The organism is Streptomyces sp. NPDC001415, from assembly GCF_053597395.1.
The window spans coordinates 51,602-68,276 of the sequence record NZ_JBSFIE010000021.1 but is presented as its reverse complement, the minus strand read 5'-3'; the positions used below and the strand labels follow the sequence as shown (position 1 = coordinate 68,276).

At 70.8% G+C, this 16,675-nt stretch carries 18 protein-coding genes and 1 pseudogene; 8 read left to right on the top strand and 11 right to left on the bottom strand.

Translation table 11 applies throughout. The annotated features are described in order from the left end of the window. Window positions 1-123: 123 nt before the first annotated feature. Entirely contained in the window at window positions 124-777 is a 654-nt protein-coding gene (locus tag ACWC2B_RS25480; protein WP_450720355.1) for a TetR family transcriptional regulator, read from the top strand. Window positions 778-781: 4 nt separating this feature from the next. Here ACWC2B_RS25480 and def read toward each other — a convergent pair whose 3' ends face one another. Beyond that, on the bottom strand, window positions 782-1,330 hold the full coding sequence (def, locus tag ACWC2B_RS25475; protein WP_450720353.1) for a peptide deformylase: 549 nt from the start codon (window positions 1,328-1,330) through the stop codon (window positions 782-784). Between the two features lie 117 nt (window positions 1,331-1,447). On the opposite strand from def, the gene ACWC2B_RS25470 reads away from it, so the two are divergent. The 5 genes from ACWC2B_RS25470 (at window position 1,448) to ACWC2B_RS25450 (ending at window position 5,965) form a co-directional block, all read left to right on the top strand. Beyond that, window positions 1,448-2,695, top strand: a complete 1,248-nt coding sequence (locus ACWC2B_RS25470; protein WP_450720351.1) for a MurT ligase domain-containing protein — start codon at window positions 1,448-1,450, stop codon at window positions 2,693-2,695. A gap of 24 nt (window positions 2,696-2,719) precedes the next feature. Continuing rightward, on the top strand, window positions 2,720-3,448 hold the full coding sequence (locus ACWC2B_RS25465; protein WP_450720349.1) for a type 1 glutamine amidotransferase: 729 nt from the start codon (window positions 2,720-2,722) through the stop codon (window positions 3,446-3,448). Window positions 3,449-3,629: 181 nt separating this feature from the next. After that, window positions 3,630-4,655: a 6-phosphofructokinase gene (locus ACWC2B_RS25460; protein ID WP_450720347.1), complete on the top strand. Its 1,026-nt coding sequence runs from the start codon at window positions 3,630-3,632 to the stop codon at window positions 4,653-4,655. Window positions 4,656-4,783: 128 nt separating this feature from the next. Further along, on the top strand, window positions 4,784-5,740 hold the full coding sequence (locus ACWC2B_RS25455) for a cytochrome c oxidase assembly protein (protein WP_450720345.1): 957 nt from the start codon (window positions 4,784-4,786) through the stop codon (window positions 5,738-5,740). 63 nt (window positions 5,741-5,803) lie between these two features. Further along, window positions 5,804-5,965, top strand: a complete 162-nt coding sequence (locus ACWC2B_RS25450) for a hypothetical protein (RefSeq protein WP_399490153.1) — start codon at window positions 5,804-5,806, stop codon at window positions 5,963-5,965. A gap of 26 nt (window positions 5,966-5,991) precedes the next feature. On the opposite strand, the pseudogene ACWC2B_RS25445 reads toward ACWC2B_RS25450, so the two are convergent. After that, window positions 5,992-6,608: pseudogene (locus ACWC2B_RS25445) on the bottom strand (polysaccharide lyase family 8 super-sandwich domain-containing protein). A 189-nt stretch (window positions 6,609-6,797) separates the two neighbouring features. Between ACWC2B_RS25445 and ACWC2B_RS25440 the strand changes: the two are divergent. Next, window positions 6,798-7,499, top strand: coding sequence for a lysophospholipid acyltransferase family protein (locus ACWC2B_RS25440; RefSeq protein WP_450720342.1), 702 nt, complete (start codon window positions 6,798-6,800; stop codon window positions 7,497-7,499). 95 nt (window positions 7,500-7,594) lie between these two features. Further along, window positions 7,595-8,647: an NAD-dependent epimerase/dehydratase family protein gene (locus ACWC2B_RS25435; RefSeq protein WP_450720340.1), complete on the top strand. Its 1,053-nt coding sequence runs from the start codon at window positions 7,595-7,597 to the stop codon at window positions 8,645-8,647. A gap of 53 nt (window positions 8,648-8,700) precedes the next feature. Here the strand turns inward: ACWC2B_RS25435 and ACWC2B_RS25430 are convergent, their stop codons facing one another. The 9 genes from ACWC2B_RS25430 to ACWC2B_RS25390 form a co-directional block, all read right to left on the bottom strand. Next, window positions 8,701-10,224 (bottom strand): alpha/beta hydrolase, encoded by a 1,524-nt coding sequence (locus ACWC2B_RS25430; RefSeq protein ID WP_450720441.1) that lies wholly within the window; start codon window positions 10,222-10,224, stop codon window positions 8,701-8,703. Between the two features lie 206 nt (window positions 10,225-10,430). Continuing rightward, window positions 10,431-11,198, bottom strand: a complete 768-nt coding sequence (locus ACWC2B_RS25425; RefSeq protein ID WP_450720338.1) for an urease accessory protein UreD — start codon at window positions 11,196-11,198, stop codon at window positions 10,431-10,433. Next, complete coding sequence (gene ureG, locus ACWC2B_RS25420) at window positions 11,186-11,863, bottom strand: urease accessory protein UreG (protein ID WP_450720336.1); 678 nt, start codon at window positions 11,861-11,863, stop codon at window positions 11,186-11,188. The genes ACWC2B_RS25425 and ureG overlap by 13 nt, the downstream gene beginning before the upstream one ends. A gap of 195 nt (window positions 11,864-12,058) precedes the next feature. After that, the gene (locus tag ACWC2B_RS25415) at window positions 12,059-12,733 is read right to left on the bottom strand and encodes an urease accessory protein UreF (protein WP_450720334.1); all 675 of its coding nucleotides are present in this window, start codon (window positions 12,731-12,733) and stop codon (window positions 12,059-12,061) included. Between the two features lie 14 nt (window positions 12,734-12,747). Continuing rightward, window positions 12,748-14,469 (bottom strand): urease subunit alpha, encoded by a 1,722-nt coding sequence (locus ACWC2B_RS25410; protein ID WP_450720332.1) that lies wholly within the window; start codon window positions 14,467-14,469, stop codon window positions 12,748-12,750. Continuing rightward, window positions 14,462-14,773, bottom strand: coding sequence for an urease subunit beta (locus ACWC2B_RS25405; RefSeq protein WP_450720330.1), 312 nt, complete (start codon window positions 14,771-14,773; stop codon window positions 14,462-14,464). The genes ACWC2B_RS25410 and ACWC2B_RS25405 overlap by 8 nt, the downstream gene beginning before the upstream one ends. Before the next feature lie 15 nt (window positions 14,774-14,788). Then, entirely contained in the window at window positions 14,789-15,091 is a 303-nt protein-coding gene (locus tag ACWC2B_RS25400; RefSeq protein ID WP_161247375.1) for an urease subunit gamma, read from the bottom strand. Window positions 15,092-15,390: 299 nt separating this feature from the next. Further along, window positions 15,391-15,687 (bottom strand): type II toxin-antitoxin system Phd/YefM family antitoxin, encoded by a 297-nt coding sequence (locus tag ACWC2B_RS25395; RefSeq protein WP_450720328.1) that lies wholly within the window; start codon window positions 15,685-15,687, stop codon window positions 15,391-15,393. Between the two features lie 175 nt (window positions 15,688-15,862). Further along, window positions 15,863-16,558 (bottom strand): lysophospholipid acyltransferase family protein, encoded by a 696-nt coding sequence (locus ACWC2B_RS25390; RefSeq protein WP_450720326.1) that lies wholly within the window; start codon window positions 16,556-16,558, stop codon window positions 15,863-15,865. Window positions 16,559-16,675 lie beyond the last annotated feature (117 nt).

The window sequence follows — 16,675 nt, the reverse complement described above, 5'->3', positions numbered from 1 at the left end:
GGGTAGCCTCTGTCAACCGACCACCGGCCGCCCAGCGCAGCGGCCGGACGGAGTGTTACGTTGCGCAAGGCTTTCGAAAGATGGAACCCACGGAAAATGCAGTACGGGCGGGGAGAAGAACCCATGGAGACCACACAGCAGGCCGAACAGCAGCGAACGGCGGCGGAGCGCCGACGGCGCGAACTGCTTGAGGCGGCGGACCGGGTGGTGCTCCGGGACGGCCCGAAGGCCTCCATGAACGCGATCGCGGCGGAGGCGGGCATCACCAAGCCCATTCTCTACCGGCACTTCGGCGACAAGGGCGGGCTCTACCGGGCCCTTGCCAAGCGCCACACCGACGCCCTGCTCTCCGCGCTGCGGGCCGCGCTCGACGCGCCGGCCGAGCGGCGCGAGCGGGTCGAGGCGACGCTGGAGACCTATCTGACCGCCATCGAGGCACGGCCTCAGGTGTACCGGTTCCTGATGCACCCCGCCGAGGACTCCCCGGCGCCCGAGTCCGAGCAGGGCTTCGACGTCGGCCGCCACTCCGCGCCGCTGCTTCGGCGCATGGGCGAGGATCTGGGCGTGGTCATCGCCGAGCGCATCGACCTCGGGCCCGGCAGCGAGGTGCTCGCGCGGGTCTGGGGACACGGGATCGTCGGCATGATGCATGCGGCGGGCGACTGGTGGCTGGGCGAACGCCCCTGCTCCCGCGCGGAGTTGGTGCAGGCGCTGGCCGACCTCCTGTGGGGGCGGCTCGCGGCGGCGGGCGACAGGGCGGGCGGGCCGGGGTTCTGATCCCCTATATCCCGCCCCTTCCCCACGGCGCCCGACGGATCGCCCGCCGCAGCAAGGACCTGCGCCACCCCGTGACCCGGTCCGCGTACACCACCCCCTCCAGGTGGTCGCACTCGTGCTGCAGGCAGCGGGCGAAGAAGCCCGTGCCCTCGATGCGTACGGGCTCACCGGAAAGGTCCACGCCCTCCACCACCGCGCGGTCGAACCGCGAGGTCGGCGCCTCAAGGCCCGGCAGGGAGAGGCAGCCCTCGGGGCCGCGCACCTCGATGCCGTCCGCCTCGACCAGCCGAGGGTTCACCACGTACCCGAGATGCCGCATGTCCTCGTCGTCGGGGCAGTCGTACACGAACACCCGCTGAGAGACGCCGATCTGGTTGGCCGCCAGGCCGACGCCGTCGGCCGCGTACATCGTGGCGAACATGTCCTCGACGAGCCGGCGCAGCGCGGGACCGAAGTCCGTGACGGGCTCGCAGGGGGCGTGGAGCAACCGGTCGCCGAGGAGACTCATCTCTCGTACGGAGCCGGAACTGCCGGGAATGGGACGGTGGCGCATGGGCGCAAGAGTACGTTCCGAGGGGTGGAGGCCATTCCGGATGGTGGCGCGGTTCGGGCCGCCGACCGGATCTCGATAGGCTGACACCCGACCCAGGCGCAAGGAGGATCAAGGACGATGTCAGGACACGTTGGAGGTGCCGGGCCCCTGTCACCGCGAGCCAAGCTGGCGGTGACCGCGGGCAAGGCCGCCGCGGCGGTGTCGCGCGCGGCGGGCCGGGGCAGTGGATCGGTGATCGGCGGGCGCGTCGCGCTCAAGCTCGACCCCGATCTGCTCGGGCGGCTCGCCACTCATCTGGACGTCGTCCTGGTGTCGGCGACGAACGGCAAGACGACCACGACCCGGCTGATCGCCGAGGCGCTGCGGGCCAGCGGCCCGGTGGTGTCGAACGCGCTCGGCGCCAATATGCCCGCGGGCATCACGTCGGCGCTGGCGGGCGGTTCGGACGCCAAGTACGGCGTGATCGAGGTCGACGAGAAGTATCTGGCGGGTGTCGCTCGCGATGTGACGCCGAAGGCGATCGCGCTGCTCAACCTCTCGCGCGACCAGCTCGACCGCGCCGCCGAGACCCGGATGCTCGCCGAGAAGTGGCGCGAGGGCCTGTCCGGCTCCAAGGCCGTGGTGATCGCCAACGCGGACGACCCGCTGGTCGTGTGGGCGGCGTCCTCCTCCCCCAACGTGGTGTGGGTGGCGGCCGGCCAGGAGTGGAAGGACGACGCCTGGTCGTGCCCCGCCTGCGGCGGTGTGATGCAGCGGCCCGGCGACGACTGGTTCTGCGGCGAGTGCGGTTTCCGCCGCCCGGCGCCCAGTTGGGTCCTGAACGGCGACTACGTACTGGACCCGCACGGGTCGGCCTGGCCGATCCACCTCCAGTTGCCCGGCCGTGCCAACAAGGCCAACGCCGCCGCGTCCGCCGCGGTCGCCGCGGTGTTCGGGGTGCCGCCGCAGGTCGCCCTTGAGCGCATGTACCAGGTGCAGGCGGTGGCCGGTCGCTACGACGTCGTGAACTTCCAGGGCCGGGAGCTGCGGCTGCTGCTCGCGAAGAACCCGGCGGGCTGGCTCGAAACGTTTTCCCTCATCGACCCGCCGCCCACGCCGGTCATCCTGTCCGTCAACGCGCGCGGCGCGGACGGCACGGACACCTCCTGGCTGTGGGACGTCGACTACACCCGGCTCGCCGGCCACCCGATCTTCGTGATCGGCGACCGCAAGCTGGACCTGGCGGTGCGTCTTGAGGTCGCGAACCTGGACTTCCGGGTCTGCGAAAGCCTGGAGGAATGCGCCCAGTTGGCGCCGCCCGGGCGGATCGAACTCATCGCCAACTACACCGCGTTCCAGGACGTCCGCCGCGTCGTCGGCAACTGACCCAGCAAGGAGCAAGCAAGCGACATGGCAGACAACAGCCTGCGCCTCGTGTGGGTCTACCCCGACCTGCTGAGCACCTACGGCGACCAGGGCAACGCCCTGGTCGTGGAGCGACGGGCCCGCCAGCGCGGCCTGGAAGTGCACCGGCTCGACGTCCGCAGCGACCAGCCGATCCCGACCTCCGGTGACATCTACCTCATCGGCGGCGGCGAGGACCGGCCGCAGCGGCTCGCGGCCGAGCGGCTGCGCCGCGACGGCGGCCTGGAGCGCGCCGCGTCCAACGGCGCGATCATCTTCTCGGTGTGCGCCGGGTACCAGATCCTCGGCCACGAGTTCATCAACGACCTCGGCGAGCGCGAGCCGGGCCTCGGCCTGATCGACGTGATCTCGACGCGCGGCGAGGGCGAGCGCTGCGTCGGCGACGTGCTCGGCGACATCGACGAACGGCTCGGCCTGCCCCAGCTGACCGGCTTCGAGAACCACCAGGGCGTCACCCACCTCGGCCCGACCGCCCGCCCGTTCGCCCGGGTCCGCCTGGGCAAGGGCAACGGCACGGGTGACGGCACCGAGGGCGCGTACAACGACACCGTGTTCGGTACGTACATGCACGGCCCGGTCCTCGCGCGCAATCCGCAGATCGCGGACATGCTCCTGAAGCTGGCGCTCGACGTGAACGCGCTGCCGCCGACCGACGACCGGTGGTACGAGGCGCTGCGCGCCGAGCGCATCGCGTCGGCGACCCAGCCCGCGTAACCACGCGAAACGGGCAACCGCGACAACTCGGCCCGACTGATGGACGGTTCGTACGTTCGTACCACGTCCATCAGTCGGACCTCCGATTCGGCCCCCGTCACCTTGCGCCGGTAGGGTGACGGGGATCCAACCGGACGACGTGGTCCGGTCGTCGGCCCACGTTGCAAAGGTTCTCCGGGCAATGCGAATTGGTGTGCTCACCTCCGGCGGCGACTGCCCCGGCCTGAACGCCGTCATCCGATCCGTCGTGCACCGCGCGGTGGTCGACCACGGCGATGAGGTCATCGGCTTCCACGACGGCTGGCGGGGCCTGCTCGAAGCCGACTACCGCAAGCTCGACCTCGACGCGGTCGGCGGCATCCTCGCCCGTGGCGGCACTATCCTCGGCTCCTCCCGCGTCCAGCCCGCGCATCTGCGCGACGGCGTCGAGCGCGCCAAGGGACACGTCGCCGAACTCGGTCTCGACGCGATCATCCCGATCGGCGGCGAGGGCACCCTCAAGGCCGCGACCCTGCTGTCCGAGGCGGGGCTTCCGATCGTCGGCGTGCCCAAGACCATCGACAACGACATCGCCTCGACCGATGTCACCTTCGGCTTCGACACCGCCGTGGGCGTGGCGACCGAGGCCCTCGACCGCCTCAAGACCACCGCCGAATCGCATCAGCGCGTGCTGATCGTCGAGGTCATGGGCCGCCACACCGGCTGGATCGCGCTGCACTCGGGCATGGCCGCCGGCGCGCACGCCATCGTCGTGCCCGAGCGCCCCTTCGACATCGACGAGCTGACCGAGCTGGTCGGCCGGCGCTTCTCGGCGGGCAAGAAGTTCGCGATCGTGGTCGTCGCCGAGGGCGCCAAGCCGCGCGAGGGCTCGATGCAGTTCGACGTGGGCGGCACCGACGTCTACGGCCACGAGCGCTTCGCCGGGGTCGCCCGCCAGCTCTCCATCGAGCTGGAGCAGCGCCTGAACAAGGAGGCCCGGCCGGTCATCCTCGGCCACGTCCAGCGCGGCGGCACGCCCACCGCGTACGACAGGGTGCTCGCCACCCGCTTCGGCTGGCACGCGGTGGAGGCGGCGCACCGCGGCGAGTTCGGAATGCTGACCGCGCTGCGCGGCACCGACATCGTGATGGTCCCCCTCGCCGAGGCGACGGCCACCCTGAAGACCGTCCCGGCCGAGCGCTACGCCGAAGCGGAGTGCGTCCTCTAGCTTCCCGCCGGGCAGCGCCCTCCGCTTCCGGATTGTTTTGTACGCAATGAACCGCCCCCGGCCGCACCACCGGCCGGGGGCGGTTCTAGTCTGGTGCGGGACAACCGGTACGAATCAGGAGTCAGCGGATGGATCACAGCGGGCACGGCATGGACATGAACATGGACCTGCCGCCGTTCACGCTGGCGCGGGGCCTTGAGTGGTCGGCGGACTCCTTCTTCCTCATCGGCTGCCTCCTCGGGCTCGCCCTGTACGCGTGGGGTGTGGTCCGGCTCAGGCGGCGCGGTGACAGCTGGCCGGTCAGCCGGATGATCTTCTGGACCGTGGGGGTCGTGACCATCGGGCTCGTCATGTGCACCAAGCTGAACGACTACGGCATGGTCATGTTCAGCGTGCACATGGTGCAGCACATGGTGATCAGCATGCTGTCGCCGATCCTGCTGCTGCTGGGCGCGCCGGTCACCCTCGCGCTGCGTGCGCTGCCGGTCGCCCCGCGCGGCCGCAAGGGCCCGCGCGAGCTGCTCCTGATGCTGCTGCACAGCCGGTACATGAAGATCATCACGCATCCGGCGTTCACGATCCCGCTCTTCATCGCGAGCCTGTACGGGCTCTATTTCACGCCGATCTTCGACTTCCTGATGGAGTCGAAGACCGGGCACATCGCGATGATGGTCCACTTCCTCGCGGTCGGTCTGGTCTTCTTCTGGCCGATCATGGGCGTGGACCCGGGCCCGCACCGGCCCGGCTATGTGATGCGGATGCTGGAGCTCTTCGCCGGTATGCCCTTCCACGCCTTCTTCGGCATCGCCCTGATGATGGCCAGCGAGCCCATGATCGGCACGTACAAGAACCCGCCGGCCTCGCTCGGCATCGACGCGCTCACCGACCAGCAGGCCGGCGGCGGAATCGCCTGGGCGTTCAGCGAGATCCCCTCGGTGCTGGTCCTGATCGCCCTCGTCTTCCAGTGGTACGCCACCGAGAAGCGGCACGCGCGCCGCACCGACCGGGCCGCCGACCGCGACGGCGACAAGGAACTTCAGGCCTACAACGCCTATCTCGCCTCGCTGAACACGCGCGGGCAGTAGCGCGGCGGCCCCTCCCGGGGAGACCATGGTCTTCACGGCGCCCGCCGGGAGGAAGGGGACGCGATGCCCCGTTCGACGAAGTCGATGATGGTGCTCACCCTGGTGATGCTGGTGCTGATCACGGCGTACACGGTGGCGCTCGGCAGCAGCGGCTGGCTGTGGTTCGGCTGGGTGGTGCTCGGGCTCACCGCGATCGGGACGGCCGCGACGTCGCGCAGCACGTGAGCGCCGGCGTCCGGTACTCCCCTCGGTCAGCCGAGCCTGACGGCGGTCTCCTGGGTGGCTCCCCCGGTGCCGCTGAGGTCGCCGAAGGTGAGGGTCAGGGACGAGCCCGTGGTGGCGCCGGTGACGGTGGCCGGCCGGGACGTCACCGAGGCGACGGCCCGTACGGTGGCCCGGCCGGGGAAGACATAGCCGCCGTGGCCCGCGAGGTGGGCCCAGGAGGCGCCAGTCAGGGTCGCTGACCAGGGGTAGGAGAGCGGCTGCACGGTGCCGTCGACGGTGAGGGCGGCGCTCCCGGTCGGCCCGAGGTCGCGATTGTCGACGGTCGACTCGACGGCCGTGCCGTCCGTGCAGGAGATGCCCGCGCCGAGGCACACGATGGTGTCGTCCAGGCAGAACCAGGACTTCTTGGCGACCAGAGTGCTCCCCAGACCCTTGAGGTACTGGCCGATGGAGGCCCGCCGGCCGTCGGTGGCGCCGCCCACCCAGTTCACGTCCGGTCTGGACGCCCCTCCAGTCGCCGCCCGCCGCGTCGGCGAGGACCTTGCGCGAGCGGTGTCCCGGGCAGCCGGTACGGGTCCACCGTGGGCCAGAAGGCATCGCTGTACTGCCCGTTGGCATAGGTGTCGCCCCACCAGTAGAGCATCCCGGACCCGGTGTGCCAGCCGTGCGGGTTCCCGCCGGGGCCATCGTGGAGAGCAGGGCGGAGGCGGCGGAGCCGAGGTCGGCGAGCTTGGACTTGAATCGATCCGCCGTCGGGCTCGTCGCCAGTGGTTACAGGGGCGGGGACCTCCCCCTACACTGGCCACCCTTCTGCATGGTGAGGAGCTTGCGGGTGCTCTACTACATCCTCAAATACGCAGTCCTGGGGCCCCTGTTGAGACTGCTGTTCCGACCGAGGCTGGAGGGACTTGAGCATATTCCCGACGAGGGCGCGGCGATCGTCGCGGGAAACCACCTCTCCTTCTCCGACCACTTCCTGATGCCGGTGATGCTGAAGCGGCGCATCACCTTCCTCGCCAAGCAGGAGTACTTCACCGGGCCCGGCATCAAGGGCCGGCTGACCGCCGCGTTCTTCCGGGCCATTGGGCAGATCCCGGTGGACCGGTCCGGCAAGGAGGCGGGGCAGGCCGCGATCCGGGAGGGGCTCGGGGTGCTCGCCAAGGGCGAGCTGCTCGGCATCTACCCCGAGGGCACCCGCTCGCACGACGGCAAGCTGTACAAGGGCAAGGTCGGCGTCGCGGTGATGGCGATCCGGGGCGGGGTTCCGGTGATCCCGTGCGCGATGGTCGGCACCTTCGAGATCCAGCCGCCCGGCCAGGCCCTGCCGAAGATCAAACGGGTCTCGATCCGCTTCGGCGAGCCGCTCGACTTCTCGCGCTACGAAGGGATGGAGAACGAGAAGGCCATCCTGCGGGCCGTCACCGACGAAATCATGTACAAGGTCATGGAGTTGTCGGGCCAGGAGTACGTGGACCGGTACGCGGCCGATGTGAAGGCGGAGGAGTCGCGGAGGTTCCGGGGCATCATCAGCTGAGCCCGGAAGTTCCCCGGAGGGCTCGGCCCTGGGCGGATCCGCGCAGGGCGAAACGCTCTGGCCGCCGAGATCGGCGCGGGCGTAGCGTCCGGGCCATGGCAAAGGGAACGGCGTTGGTCGTCGGAGGTACCGGACAGATCGGGCGGGCCGCCGTGCGCGTGCTCGCGGAGGACGGCTGGGAGGTGCGGGCCGCGTCACGGGGAGGCGGCGGGGACACCGACTGGCCGGCGAACGTACGGCGGGTGCGCCTCGACCGGGAGGACGAAGCGGCCCTGGCCTCCGCACTCGGGGACGGCGTCGACGTCCTGGTCGACATGGTCGCGTACGGGCGGGATCACGCGCGGCAGCTGACCGGCCTCGCCGACCGGATCGGCTCGGCGGTGGTGATCTCCAGCGGCGCGGTGTACGAGGACGACAAGGGCCGCAGCTTCGACACCCAGGGCGAGCCCGACGGCTCGCCGTGCTACCCGGTGCCGATACCGGAGTCGCAGGCCACCGTCGCTCCCGGCGACGCGACGTACGGCACCCGGAAGGTGGCCCTGGAGCGCGAGCTGCTCGGCTCCTCGATCCCCTCGACGCTGCTGCGCGCGGGGGCGGTCCACGGGCTGTACTGCCAGACTCCGCGCGAACTGCACTTCGTGAAGCGGGCGCTGGACGGACGGCCGGTGCGGGTGCTCGCGTACAACGGGGAGAGCCGGTTCCATCCGGCGCATGTCTCCAACATCGCGGAGCTGATCCGGCTGGCCGCGAGCAAGCCCGGCGACCGGGTGCTCAACGCGGCGGACGGCGAGGCTCCGACGGTCGCCGAGATCAGTACGGCCATCGACGAGATCCTCGGCGTGCGCGGCGAGCTCGTCCTGGTGGACGGCCCCGCGCCACAGGGCACGGTCGGCATCACACCGTGGAGCACCCCGCACCCGATCGTGTACGACATGGGTGCGGCCGAGCGGGAACTGGGCTACCGACCGGTGACCGGATACGTGGAATCGCTGCCCGCCACCGTCGAGTGGCTGGCCGGCCAGTTGAAGGGCCGGGAGTGGAGCGAGGCGTTCCCGAAGATGGCCAGGAACTATGCGGCCGTGGGCCTGTTCGACTACGTGGCCGAGGACGCCTGGCTGGCCGGGCGCGAGCGTAAGGAAAACAGGTAAGGAAAAAGGGGCGACCGGAGATCTCCGGTCGCCCCCATCCACTCAACTAACGCCTACGGCACGGGAGTTGCGTGCGGGGTGCACGTGTAGTCCGCGCTGTCGGTCTTGCCGGTGAGCAGGTAGTCGTCCACGCGCGAGTTGATGCACGGGTTGACGAGACCGGTCACACCGTGCGAGCCGGCGCCCTTCTCGATGACGAGGCGCGAGTTCTTGAAGGCCTTGTGCAGCTCGACGGCGCCGTGGAACGGGGTGGCGGCGTCATTGGTGGACTGCACGATCAGGACCTGCGGGAGGCCCTTGCCCGTCTTGACCTCGACCGGGTTCTGCTGCTTGGTGGGCCAGGTGGCACACGGCAGGTTCATCCAGGCGTTGGACCAGGTCAGGAACGGGTAGTCCTTGTTCAGCTTGGTGTTGTCGCGGTCCCACTTGCGCCAGCTGGTGGGCCACTTGGCGTCCGCGCACTCGACGGCGGTGTAGACCGCGTTGCCGTTCTCGGAGGCGATATTGCCTGCGATGTCCGACATGTCGGAAGCGGCGGCGGCCACGACCGGCTTGCTGTCACCCGCCGCGTACGCGCTGAGCGCCTTGGCGACCGGCACCCAGTACGAGTCGTAGTACGGCGCCTTCTGGAAGTACCCGAGCAGCTCGGCCGGACCGACCTTGCCGTCGAGCGGGTTCTTCTTGGCGTCGGCGCGCAGCTTCAGCCACTGCGCCTCGACCTGCGCCCGGGTGGTGCCGAGGTGGAACTTGGCGTCGTACTTGGCGACCCAGTCCTCCCACTCGTTCCAGCGGGCCTGGAAGGCGACGTCCTGCTCCAGGTTGGCCTCGTACCAGATGTTGTCCTGGTCCGGGTTGACCACGCTGTCCACGATCATGCGGCGGACGTGCGAGGGGAACAGCGTGCCGTAGACCGCGCCCAGGTAGGTGCCGTAGGAGACGCCCAGGTAGTTGAGCTTCTTCTCACCGAGGGCGGCCCGGATGACATCCAGGTCGCGCGCGGTGTTCGGGGTGGTCATGTACGGCAGCATCCAGCCGCTGCGCTCGGCGCAGCCGTCCGCGTACTCGGCGGCGAGCTTGCGCTGGGCGCGCTTGTCGGCCTCGCTGCTCGGCACCGGGTCGGCCTTCGGCCCCTTGGCGTACTCCTGCGGGTCCACACAGGAGATCGGCGTCGAGTGGCCCACGCCGCGCGGGTCGAAGCCCACGAAGTCGTACGCCTTCGAGGTGTTCGTCCACAGCGGGCTCTTGGTGGTCACCCGGGCGGGGAAACGCATGCCCGAGCCGCCGGGGCCGCCCGGGTTGTAGATGAGGGCACCCTGGCGCTCGGCCTTGGTGCCGGTGTTGCCGATGCGGTCGACGGCGAGCTTGATCTGCTTGCCGTTGGGCCGCGCGTAGTCGAGCGGGACGCTCACGTAGCCGCACTGGATGGGCTTCGCGATCGCCCAGTCGGCCGGGCAGTCCGTCCAGCTGATGCCCTGCTTGGCCGCCCTGTCGGCGGCGACCTGCACGCCACGCGCCTCGGACCAACCGTGGTCGCGGTTGTCGGCGTTGGCGACCGGAGCCGCTATCGCGCCCACCATCAGCGTGCCCGCGATCAGTGTGCCGGCCGAGCCGAGCACTGCGGTGCGTCTCAAGTGGTACCTCCCCCTGCTGAAGTGCGCTGTCAGTCTCAGCGCTCCATTTGGGCCTGTCGGGGGATCCTTTCGTCTATGAGGGCGCTGTGCACAGGCCGTACAGGTGTTTTTTTACCGAACCGATAGCCGGTGAGTGGTGTTCCGCTGAGCGGTCAGCGTGTCGCGAGGTGTGTCCGGAGTACCTCGTCGAGGGTCCGGCGCAGAAGCCTGGCGTCCGGAGCGACCGCCGTCACGAGGAAGCCGGGTCCGGCGAGCGGGGTGAGCACGGCGTTCTCGCCGAGCATCCTGGACTCGGCGGGCCGTTCGGTGAACTCCGGCCCCATGACGAGCAGTTGGCCCGCCGCCCGGTGCCCGCCGAGCACCGCTCCGCCGTCCCAGCCTCCGGGTGCGCCCGGCCCGTACGCCAGCTCCTGGTCGAGCAGCGGGCGGCCCGCGCGGTGCACGGTGAGGCGGGTGGCGAGGGTGCCGGGCGCCTCACCGTGCCGGCCGAGCACCTGTTCCTCGCGAAACACGAGGCGGGCGCCGGCCGCGAGGTGGATGCGGGTGCGCATCCACAGGTCGCTGCCGCGCGCCGAGATGAGCTGCTCGGGGAGCCAGCGCAGCTCGGCGCCCTCCCCGACGGTGAGGCGTACGTCGTAGTGCGCCCGCTCGCCGTCGCGGCCGGGCAGCGCGATGGTGGCGGCGGCCGAGTCGACGTCGAGCCGCGCCCCGTCGCGCACCTCGGCCTCGACGGCGATCCGGTCGCCGCCGAGCGGGGCGCTCATCGCGCCGACGACGGTGACTCGGTGGTAGGGGCCGCGCGCCCGGGTGCGGCGCAGCGCGAGCGGCCCCTCGCCTTCCAGTACGGGCAGGCCTTCGGGGGTGGCGACGATGCGGGCGGTGGCGCGCAGACCCGGCGCGCCGAGGGTCAGGCCGCCCATGCCGCGAGCTGCTCCCGGACCCATGCCGCGACCTCGGACACACCCTCGTCGGACCTCAACGACTGGAACACGACGGGGAGTTCGGCCCGCTGCTCCTTGGCATCGCGGGCCATCCGCCCGAGATCGGACCCCACATACGGCGCGAGGTCGGTCTTGTTGACGACGAGCAGGTCGGCGGTGGTGACCCCCGGACCGCCCTTGCGCGGAATGTCGTCGCCGCCCGCCACGTCGATGACGAAGATCTGGGCGTCGACGAGACCCTTGGAGAAGGTGGCGGTGAGGTTGTCGCCGCCGGACTCGACGAGGATCAGGTCGAGCGACCCGACCGCGTCCTCCAGGTCCTCGACGGCTTCGAGGTTGGCGGAGATGTCGTCGCGGATGGCGGTGTGCGGGCAGGCCCCGGTCTCGACGGCCTGGATCCGCTCGGGCGGCAGCACGGCGTTGCGCAGCAGGAAGGCGGCGTCCTCGCGGGTGTAGATGTCGTTGGTGACCACCGCGATGGAGAGCTGGTCGCGCAGGGCCCGGCAGAGCGCGGCCACGGTGGCGGTCTTCCCTGACCCGACGGGCCCCCCGAGCCCGACCCGCAGGGCACGCCGGGTCCCGTCGGGACGGTGGGCGTCGGCGCTGAGCGCGGCGGGGCCTTCGTGGGAGTGGTTGAGGTGCATGACGGGCTCCAAAGGTGGTGACGTGCTGGGAGATGTTCGGGGTTTCTGAGCGTTCGGGGCGGATCAATCCCTTCAGTCCGTCATCGGGGTCCCGCCTGGCTCTCAATGCCTTGGAGGCGATCGAGGACGAGCGCCGTTGAGGCGCGATCGGGGGGGCTGGGGGCGGAGCCCCAGGCAGGGAGGCCGCGCCCCCCCCTACGACGCGAACAGCCGCACCGGCCAAGCCGCGTGCGTCTCGGCCATGATGTCCAGGAGCGGCGCGGACGCGGCGGGCAGCGCATCGAGCCCGCCCAGCACCGCCTCCGCCGCAGCGAGTGCCGCCCGCCCCGCCACCGCGTCAAGCTCCGGCGCGAGCCGGGCAAGGACCGCCGTCGCGTCGAACGGGTCGAGGCTCAGCAGACGTACGACGGCCGTGGCCGGCCCGCTCACGACCTCGTACGCCACGCAGTGCGCCGCGTCCTCGGGGCCGAGCCCTGCCGCCCGGGCCGCGAGGCCGAGCACGATGGGCTGGTGAGCGCCGCGCGGGCGGGCGGCGGCCAGCGTGTCGAGTTCGGCGGACGGCCAGGTCGCCCGGGCCGCCCGCATCATCTGGCGGCCGAGCTTGCGGGCGGTGGCCCGCAGCGCCGGGGAGGGGGTGCGGGCGTCGGCGGCCTCGTCCAGGGCGAGCGGGTCGAGACCCGCGGCCGCCGCCGCGGCGAGCGCGGCCGAGGTGAGGCCCGTGGTGTGCAGTCGGCCCCGGCAGAACTCCGCGAGGTCGGCGGCGTCGCGGATGCGTCCCGCCTTGACGGCCGGTTCGGCGCCGCCGGAGTGGGCGTGGCCACCGGCGGGGAATCGGCCGTCGGCGAGGACGAGGAGGGCTGCGCGGCTCATGAGTTGACGGCCCGTCAGAAGAGGAAGTAGCGCTGGGCCATGGGCAGTTCGACGGCCGGAGCCGGGTCCACCACATCGCCGTCGATGGTCACCGTGAACGTGTCCGGGTCGACCGTGACGTCCGGCAGCGCGTCGTTCTCGCGCATGTCCGCCTTGCCCACCCGGCGGGTGTTCTTGATGGCCACGAACCGCTTGTCCAGGCCGAGGCGTTCGGGAAGGTCGTCCTCCAGCGCCGCCTGCGACACGAAGTTGAGGGAGTTGGCGGCGGGCGCCTTGCCGTGGGCGCCGAACATGGGGCGCGGCAGGATCGGCTGCGGGGTGGGGATCGACGCGTTCGCGTCGCCCATCTGCGCGTACGCGATCTGGCCGCCCTTGATGACGAGCTGCGGCTTGACGCCGAAGAACGCGGGTTCCCACAGCACCAGGTCGGCGAGCTTACCCGGCTCGACGGAGCCGATCTCGTGGTCGAGGCCCTGGGCGACGGCCGGGTTGATCGTGTATTTGGCGACATAGCGCCGCACCCGGTGGTTGTCGGCCCGTCCGTCCCCGGGCAGCGCGCCCCGCCGGACCTTCATGACGTGCGCGGTCTGCCACGTACGCAGCACGACCTCGCCGATGCGGCCCATCGCCTGGGAGTCGGAGGAGATGATCGAGATGGCGCCGAGGTCGTGCAGGAAGTCCTCGGCCGCGATGGTGGAGGGGCGGATCCGGGACTCGGCGAACGCCAGGTCCTCCGGCACCGCCGGGTTGAGGTGGTGACAGACCATCAGCATGTCGAGGTGTTCGTCGATGGTGTTGACGGTGTGCGGCCGGGTCGGGTTGGTGGAGCTGGGCAGCACGTTGGGCTGCGAGACCACGGTGATGATGTCGGGCGCGTGCCCGCCGCCCGCGCCTTCGGTGTGGTACGCGTGGATCGAGCGGCCCGCGATGGCGGCGAGAGTGTCGCCGACGAAGCCCGCCTCGTTCAACGTGTCGGTGTGGATGGCGAGTTGGGCCCCGGTCTCGTCGCAGACGCTCAGGCAGGCGTCGATGACGGCGGGGGTGGCGCCCCAGTCCTCATGGATCTTGAATCCGAGGGCCCCGCCGCGCAGTTGGGAGTGCATGGCCGCGCGCGACATGGTGTTGCCCTTGCCGAGCAGCCCGATGTTGACGGGCGCGTTCTCCAGGGCGGCGAACATGCGGGCCAGATGCCAGGGACCCGGCGTGATGGTGGTGGCCTTGGTGCCCTCGGCGGGCCCCGTACCGCCGCCGACCAGCGTGGTGATGCCCGAGGAGAGCGCCTGGTCGATGAGGGTGGGCGAGATGAAGTGGACGTGGGTGTCGACGGCTCCCGCGGTGAGGATCTTCCCGTTGCCCGCGATGATCTCGGTCTCGGGGCCGATGACGAGCTCGGGGTGGACGCCGTCCATGGTGTCCGGGTTGCCAGCCTTGCCGATGCCGGTGATCCGCCCGTCCCGGATGCCGATGTCGGCCTTGACGATGCCCCAGTGGTCGACGATCACCGCCCCGGTGACAACGGTGTCGGGCGCGCCTTCGGCTCGCGTGGTCCGCGCCTGCCCCATGGACTCGCGGATCACCTTGCCACCGCCGAACACCGCCTCGTCGCCCGACCGTCCGGGCCCGCCGGAGCGGTCCTCCTCGATCTCGACGAGGAGGTCGGTGTCGGCGAGCCGGATACGGTCGCCGGCGGTGGGGCCGAACAGGTCGGCGTAGACAGCGCGGTCGAGGTCAGTCATCGAGGGAGCCTCCGGTCTCGCCGCGCAGACCCGGCACGATGCGCCGGCCGGCCAGGGGGACGAGTTCTACGTCGACGGGAATGCCGGGTTCGAAGCGGACGGCGGTGCCCGCGGCGATGTTGAGCCGCTTGCCCCGGGCAACCGTACGGTCGAAGTCGAGGCCGGGGTTGGCCTCGGCGAAGTGGTAGTGGGAGCCGACCTGGACGGGCCGGTCGGCGGCGTTGAGGACGGTCATCCGCACGGTCGGGCGGCCCTCGTTGAGAACGACGGGGTCCTCGGCGAAGAGGATCTCTCCGGGAATCACGGCAGCACTCCCCCGTCAGGCGATCGGTTCGTGGACGGTGACGAGCTTGGTGCCGTCCGGGAAGGTGGCCTCGACCTGGACGTCGTGGATCATCTCCGGGATGCCCGGCATGACCTCGTCGCGGGAGAGCAACTTCCGCCCGGACGCCATGAGTTCGGCGACGGTGCGGCCGTCGCGGGCGCCTTCGAGGATGTGCGAGGTGATGAGCGCGACGGACTCGGGGTGGTTGAGCTTCACCCCGCGTGCCCTGCGCTTCTCGGCCACATCCGCGGCTACATGGATGAGCAGCCGTTCCTGCTCGTGCGGCGTCAGTTGCACGCTTCCCACCTCACAGTCGTGCCCTTCCGACCACGGACAGCCATGGACGGACCCAGCTGGCGTCAGGGGCGGAGACCGACGGGACAGGTGTTTTCCGCCCGAACGCAGCGGAACCGTATCCGACGTCAACATCTTGTTGAGCGCCATCTCCGGGCCCCTTGGCCAGGCATTGCACGTTAGAGCGGAAGTTTTTCCGGCGCGTTAACTGGCGCTTTAAGAACCCATGATCATCAAAGGGGCCGCCGCGGCAGAACGGGTCCGTGTATGGGGCACCCTCATCGGGACGCGTGCGCCCACGCTCAGTTGCCGACGTGGGGGCCCCGGTGCTCCGCGGCGATCCCGAACCGCCGGGGCTCCGCGGGGGCCGACGTGGGCAGGGGGCCCACGAACGAGACGGAGCTCGACACCTGCTCCTCCTCCCGCTGCGCCTCCTGCTCCGGCGCGGCCTCCAGTTTCTCCAGGTCAGCGGCGGAGACCAGGGCGACGAGCGGCTTCCCGTGGCGCGTCACCACGACCCGCTCCCCGCCGTACACAACGCGGTTGATCAGCTCCGCGAGCTCTGCGCGGGCTTGCGTCACCGGAATCTCGTAGGCCATGCACCCAGCTTAGACTCCGCCCACCCGCGCCGTGAGGCCCGCGCGAAACGGCAGTCGCGCAGGTCAGAAGGGTGCGGCGCGCTCGGCTCGCGAGAGGGCCCCGGCCGGCAGACTCACTCCGGCCGGGGCCTCGCCCTGTGCTGCATGACAGGTCAGGCCTGTGCCGCGAGACAGGTCAGGCAGCCGCGGCGGCCGCTTCCCCTGCCGTCCGGGCCTCTGCCGCGTATACGTCCACGTACTCCTGCTCCGACAGCTTCTGCACCGCGTACATGATCTCGTCCGTCACGGCCCGCAGCACCAGGCGTTCGTTCTCCATCCCGGCGTAGCGCGAGAAGTCCAGGGGCTCGCCGAAGCGGAGGGTGATCGGCACGCGCCGGGGCAGTCGGCGTCCCTTCGGCTGCGCCTCGAACGTGCCGATCATCGCGACCGGGACCACCGGGGCGCCGGACCGTAACGCCATCGCCGCGACACCGACCTTGCCCTTGTACAGCCGCCCGTCGTGCGATCGCGTCCCCTCGGGGAAGACCCCCAACACCCCTCCGCCATCGAGGACTTGGAGCGCGGTGTCGAGCGCCGACCGTGCCGCGTCCTTGCCGGAGCGGTCGACCGGGATCTGGCCGAGCGCGCGGAAGAACGCCGCGGTCGCCCGGCCCCTGAGGCCCGGCGCGGTGAAGTACTCCTGCTTGGCCAGGAACGTGAGCCGGCGCCTGAGCGTCACGCCCAGCAGGAACTGGTCGGTGAACGACTGGTGATTCCCCGCGAGGATCACCGCACCTGTCTCGGGTACCCGCCCGGCCCCTTCGACGCACGGGCGGAACAGCCACCGCAGCAGCGGCACCAGCACCACGAGACGGAATGCGAAATAGAACACTTCAGTGAGCCCTCTCCCCAGGTGACCCCCGCGCCGACGCACGCTAGTCACCCGCGGAAATCGCCGGGAGAGGGCCTATTGAGCCAAGGCCCGCGCCCATGGGCGGCCGGATCCGCC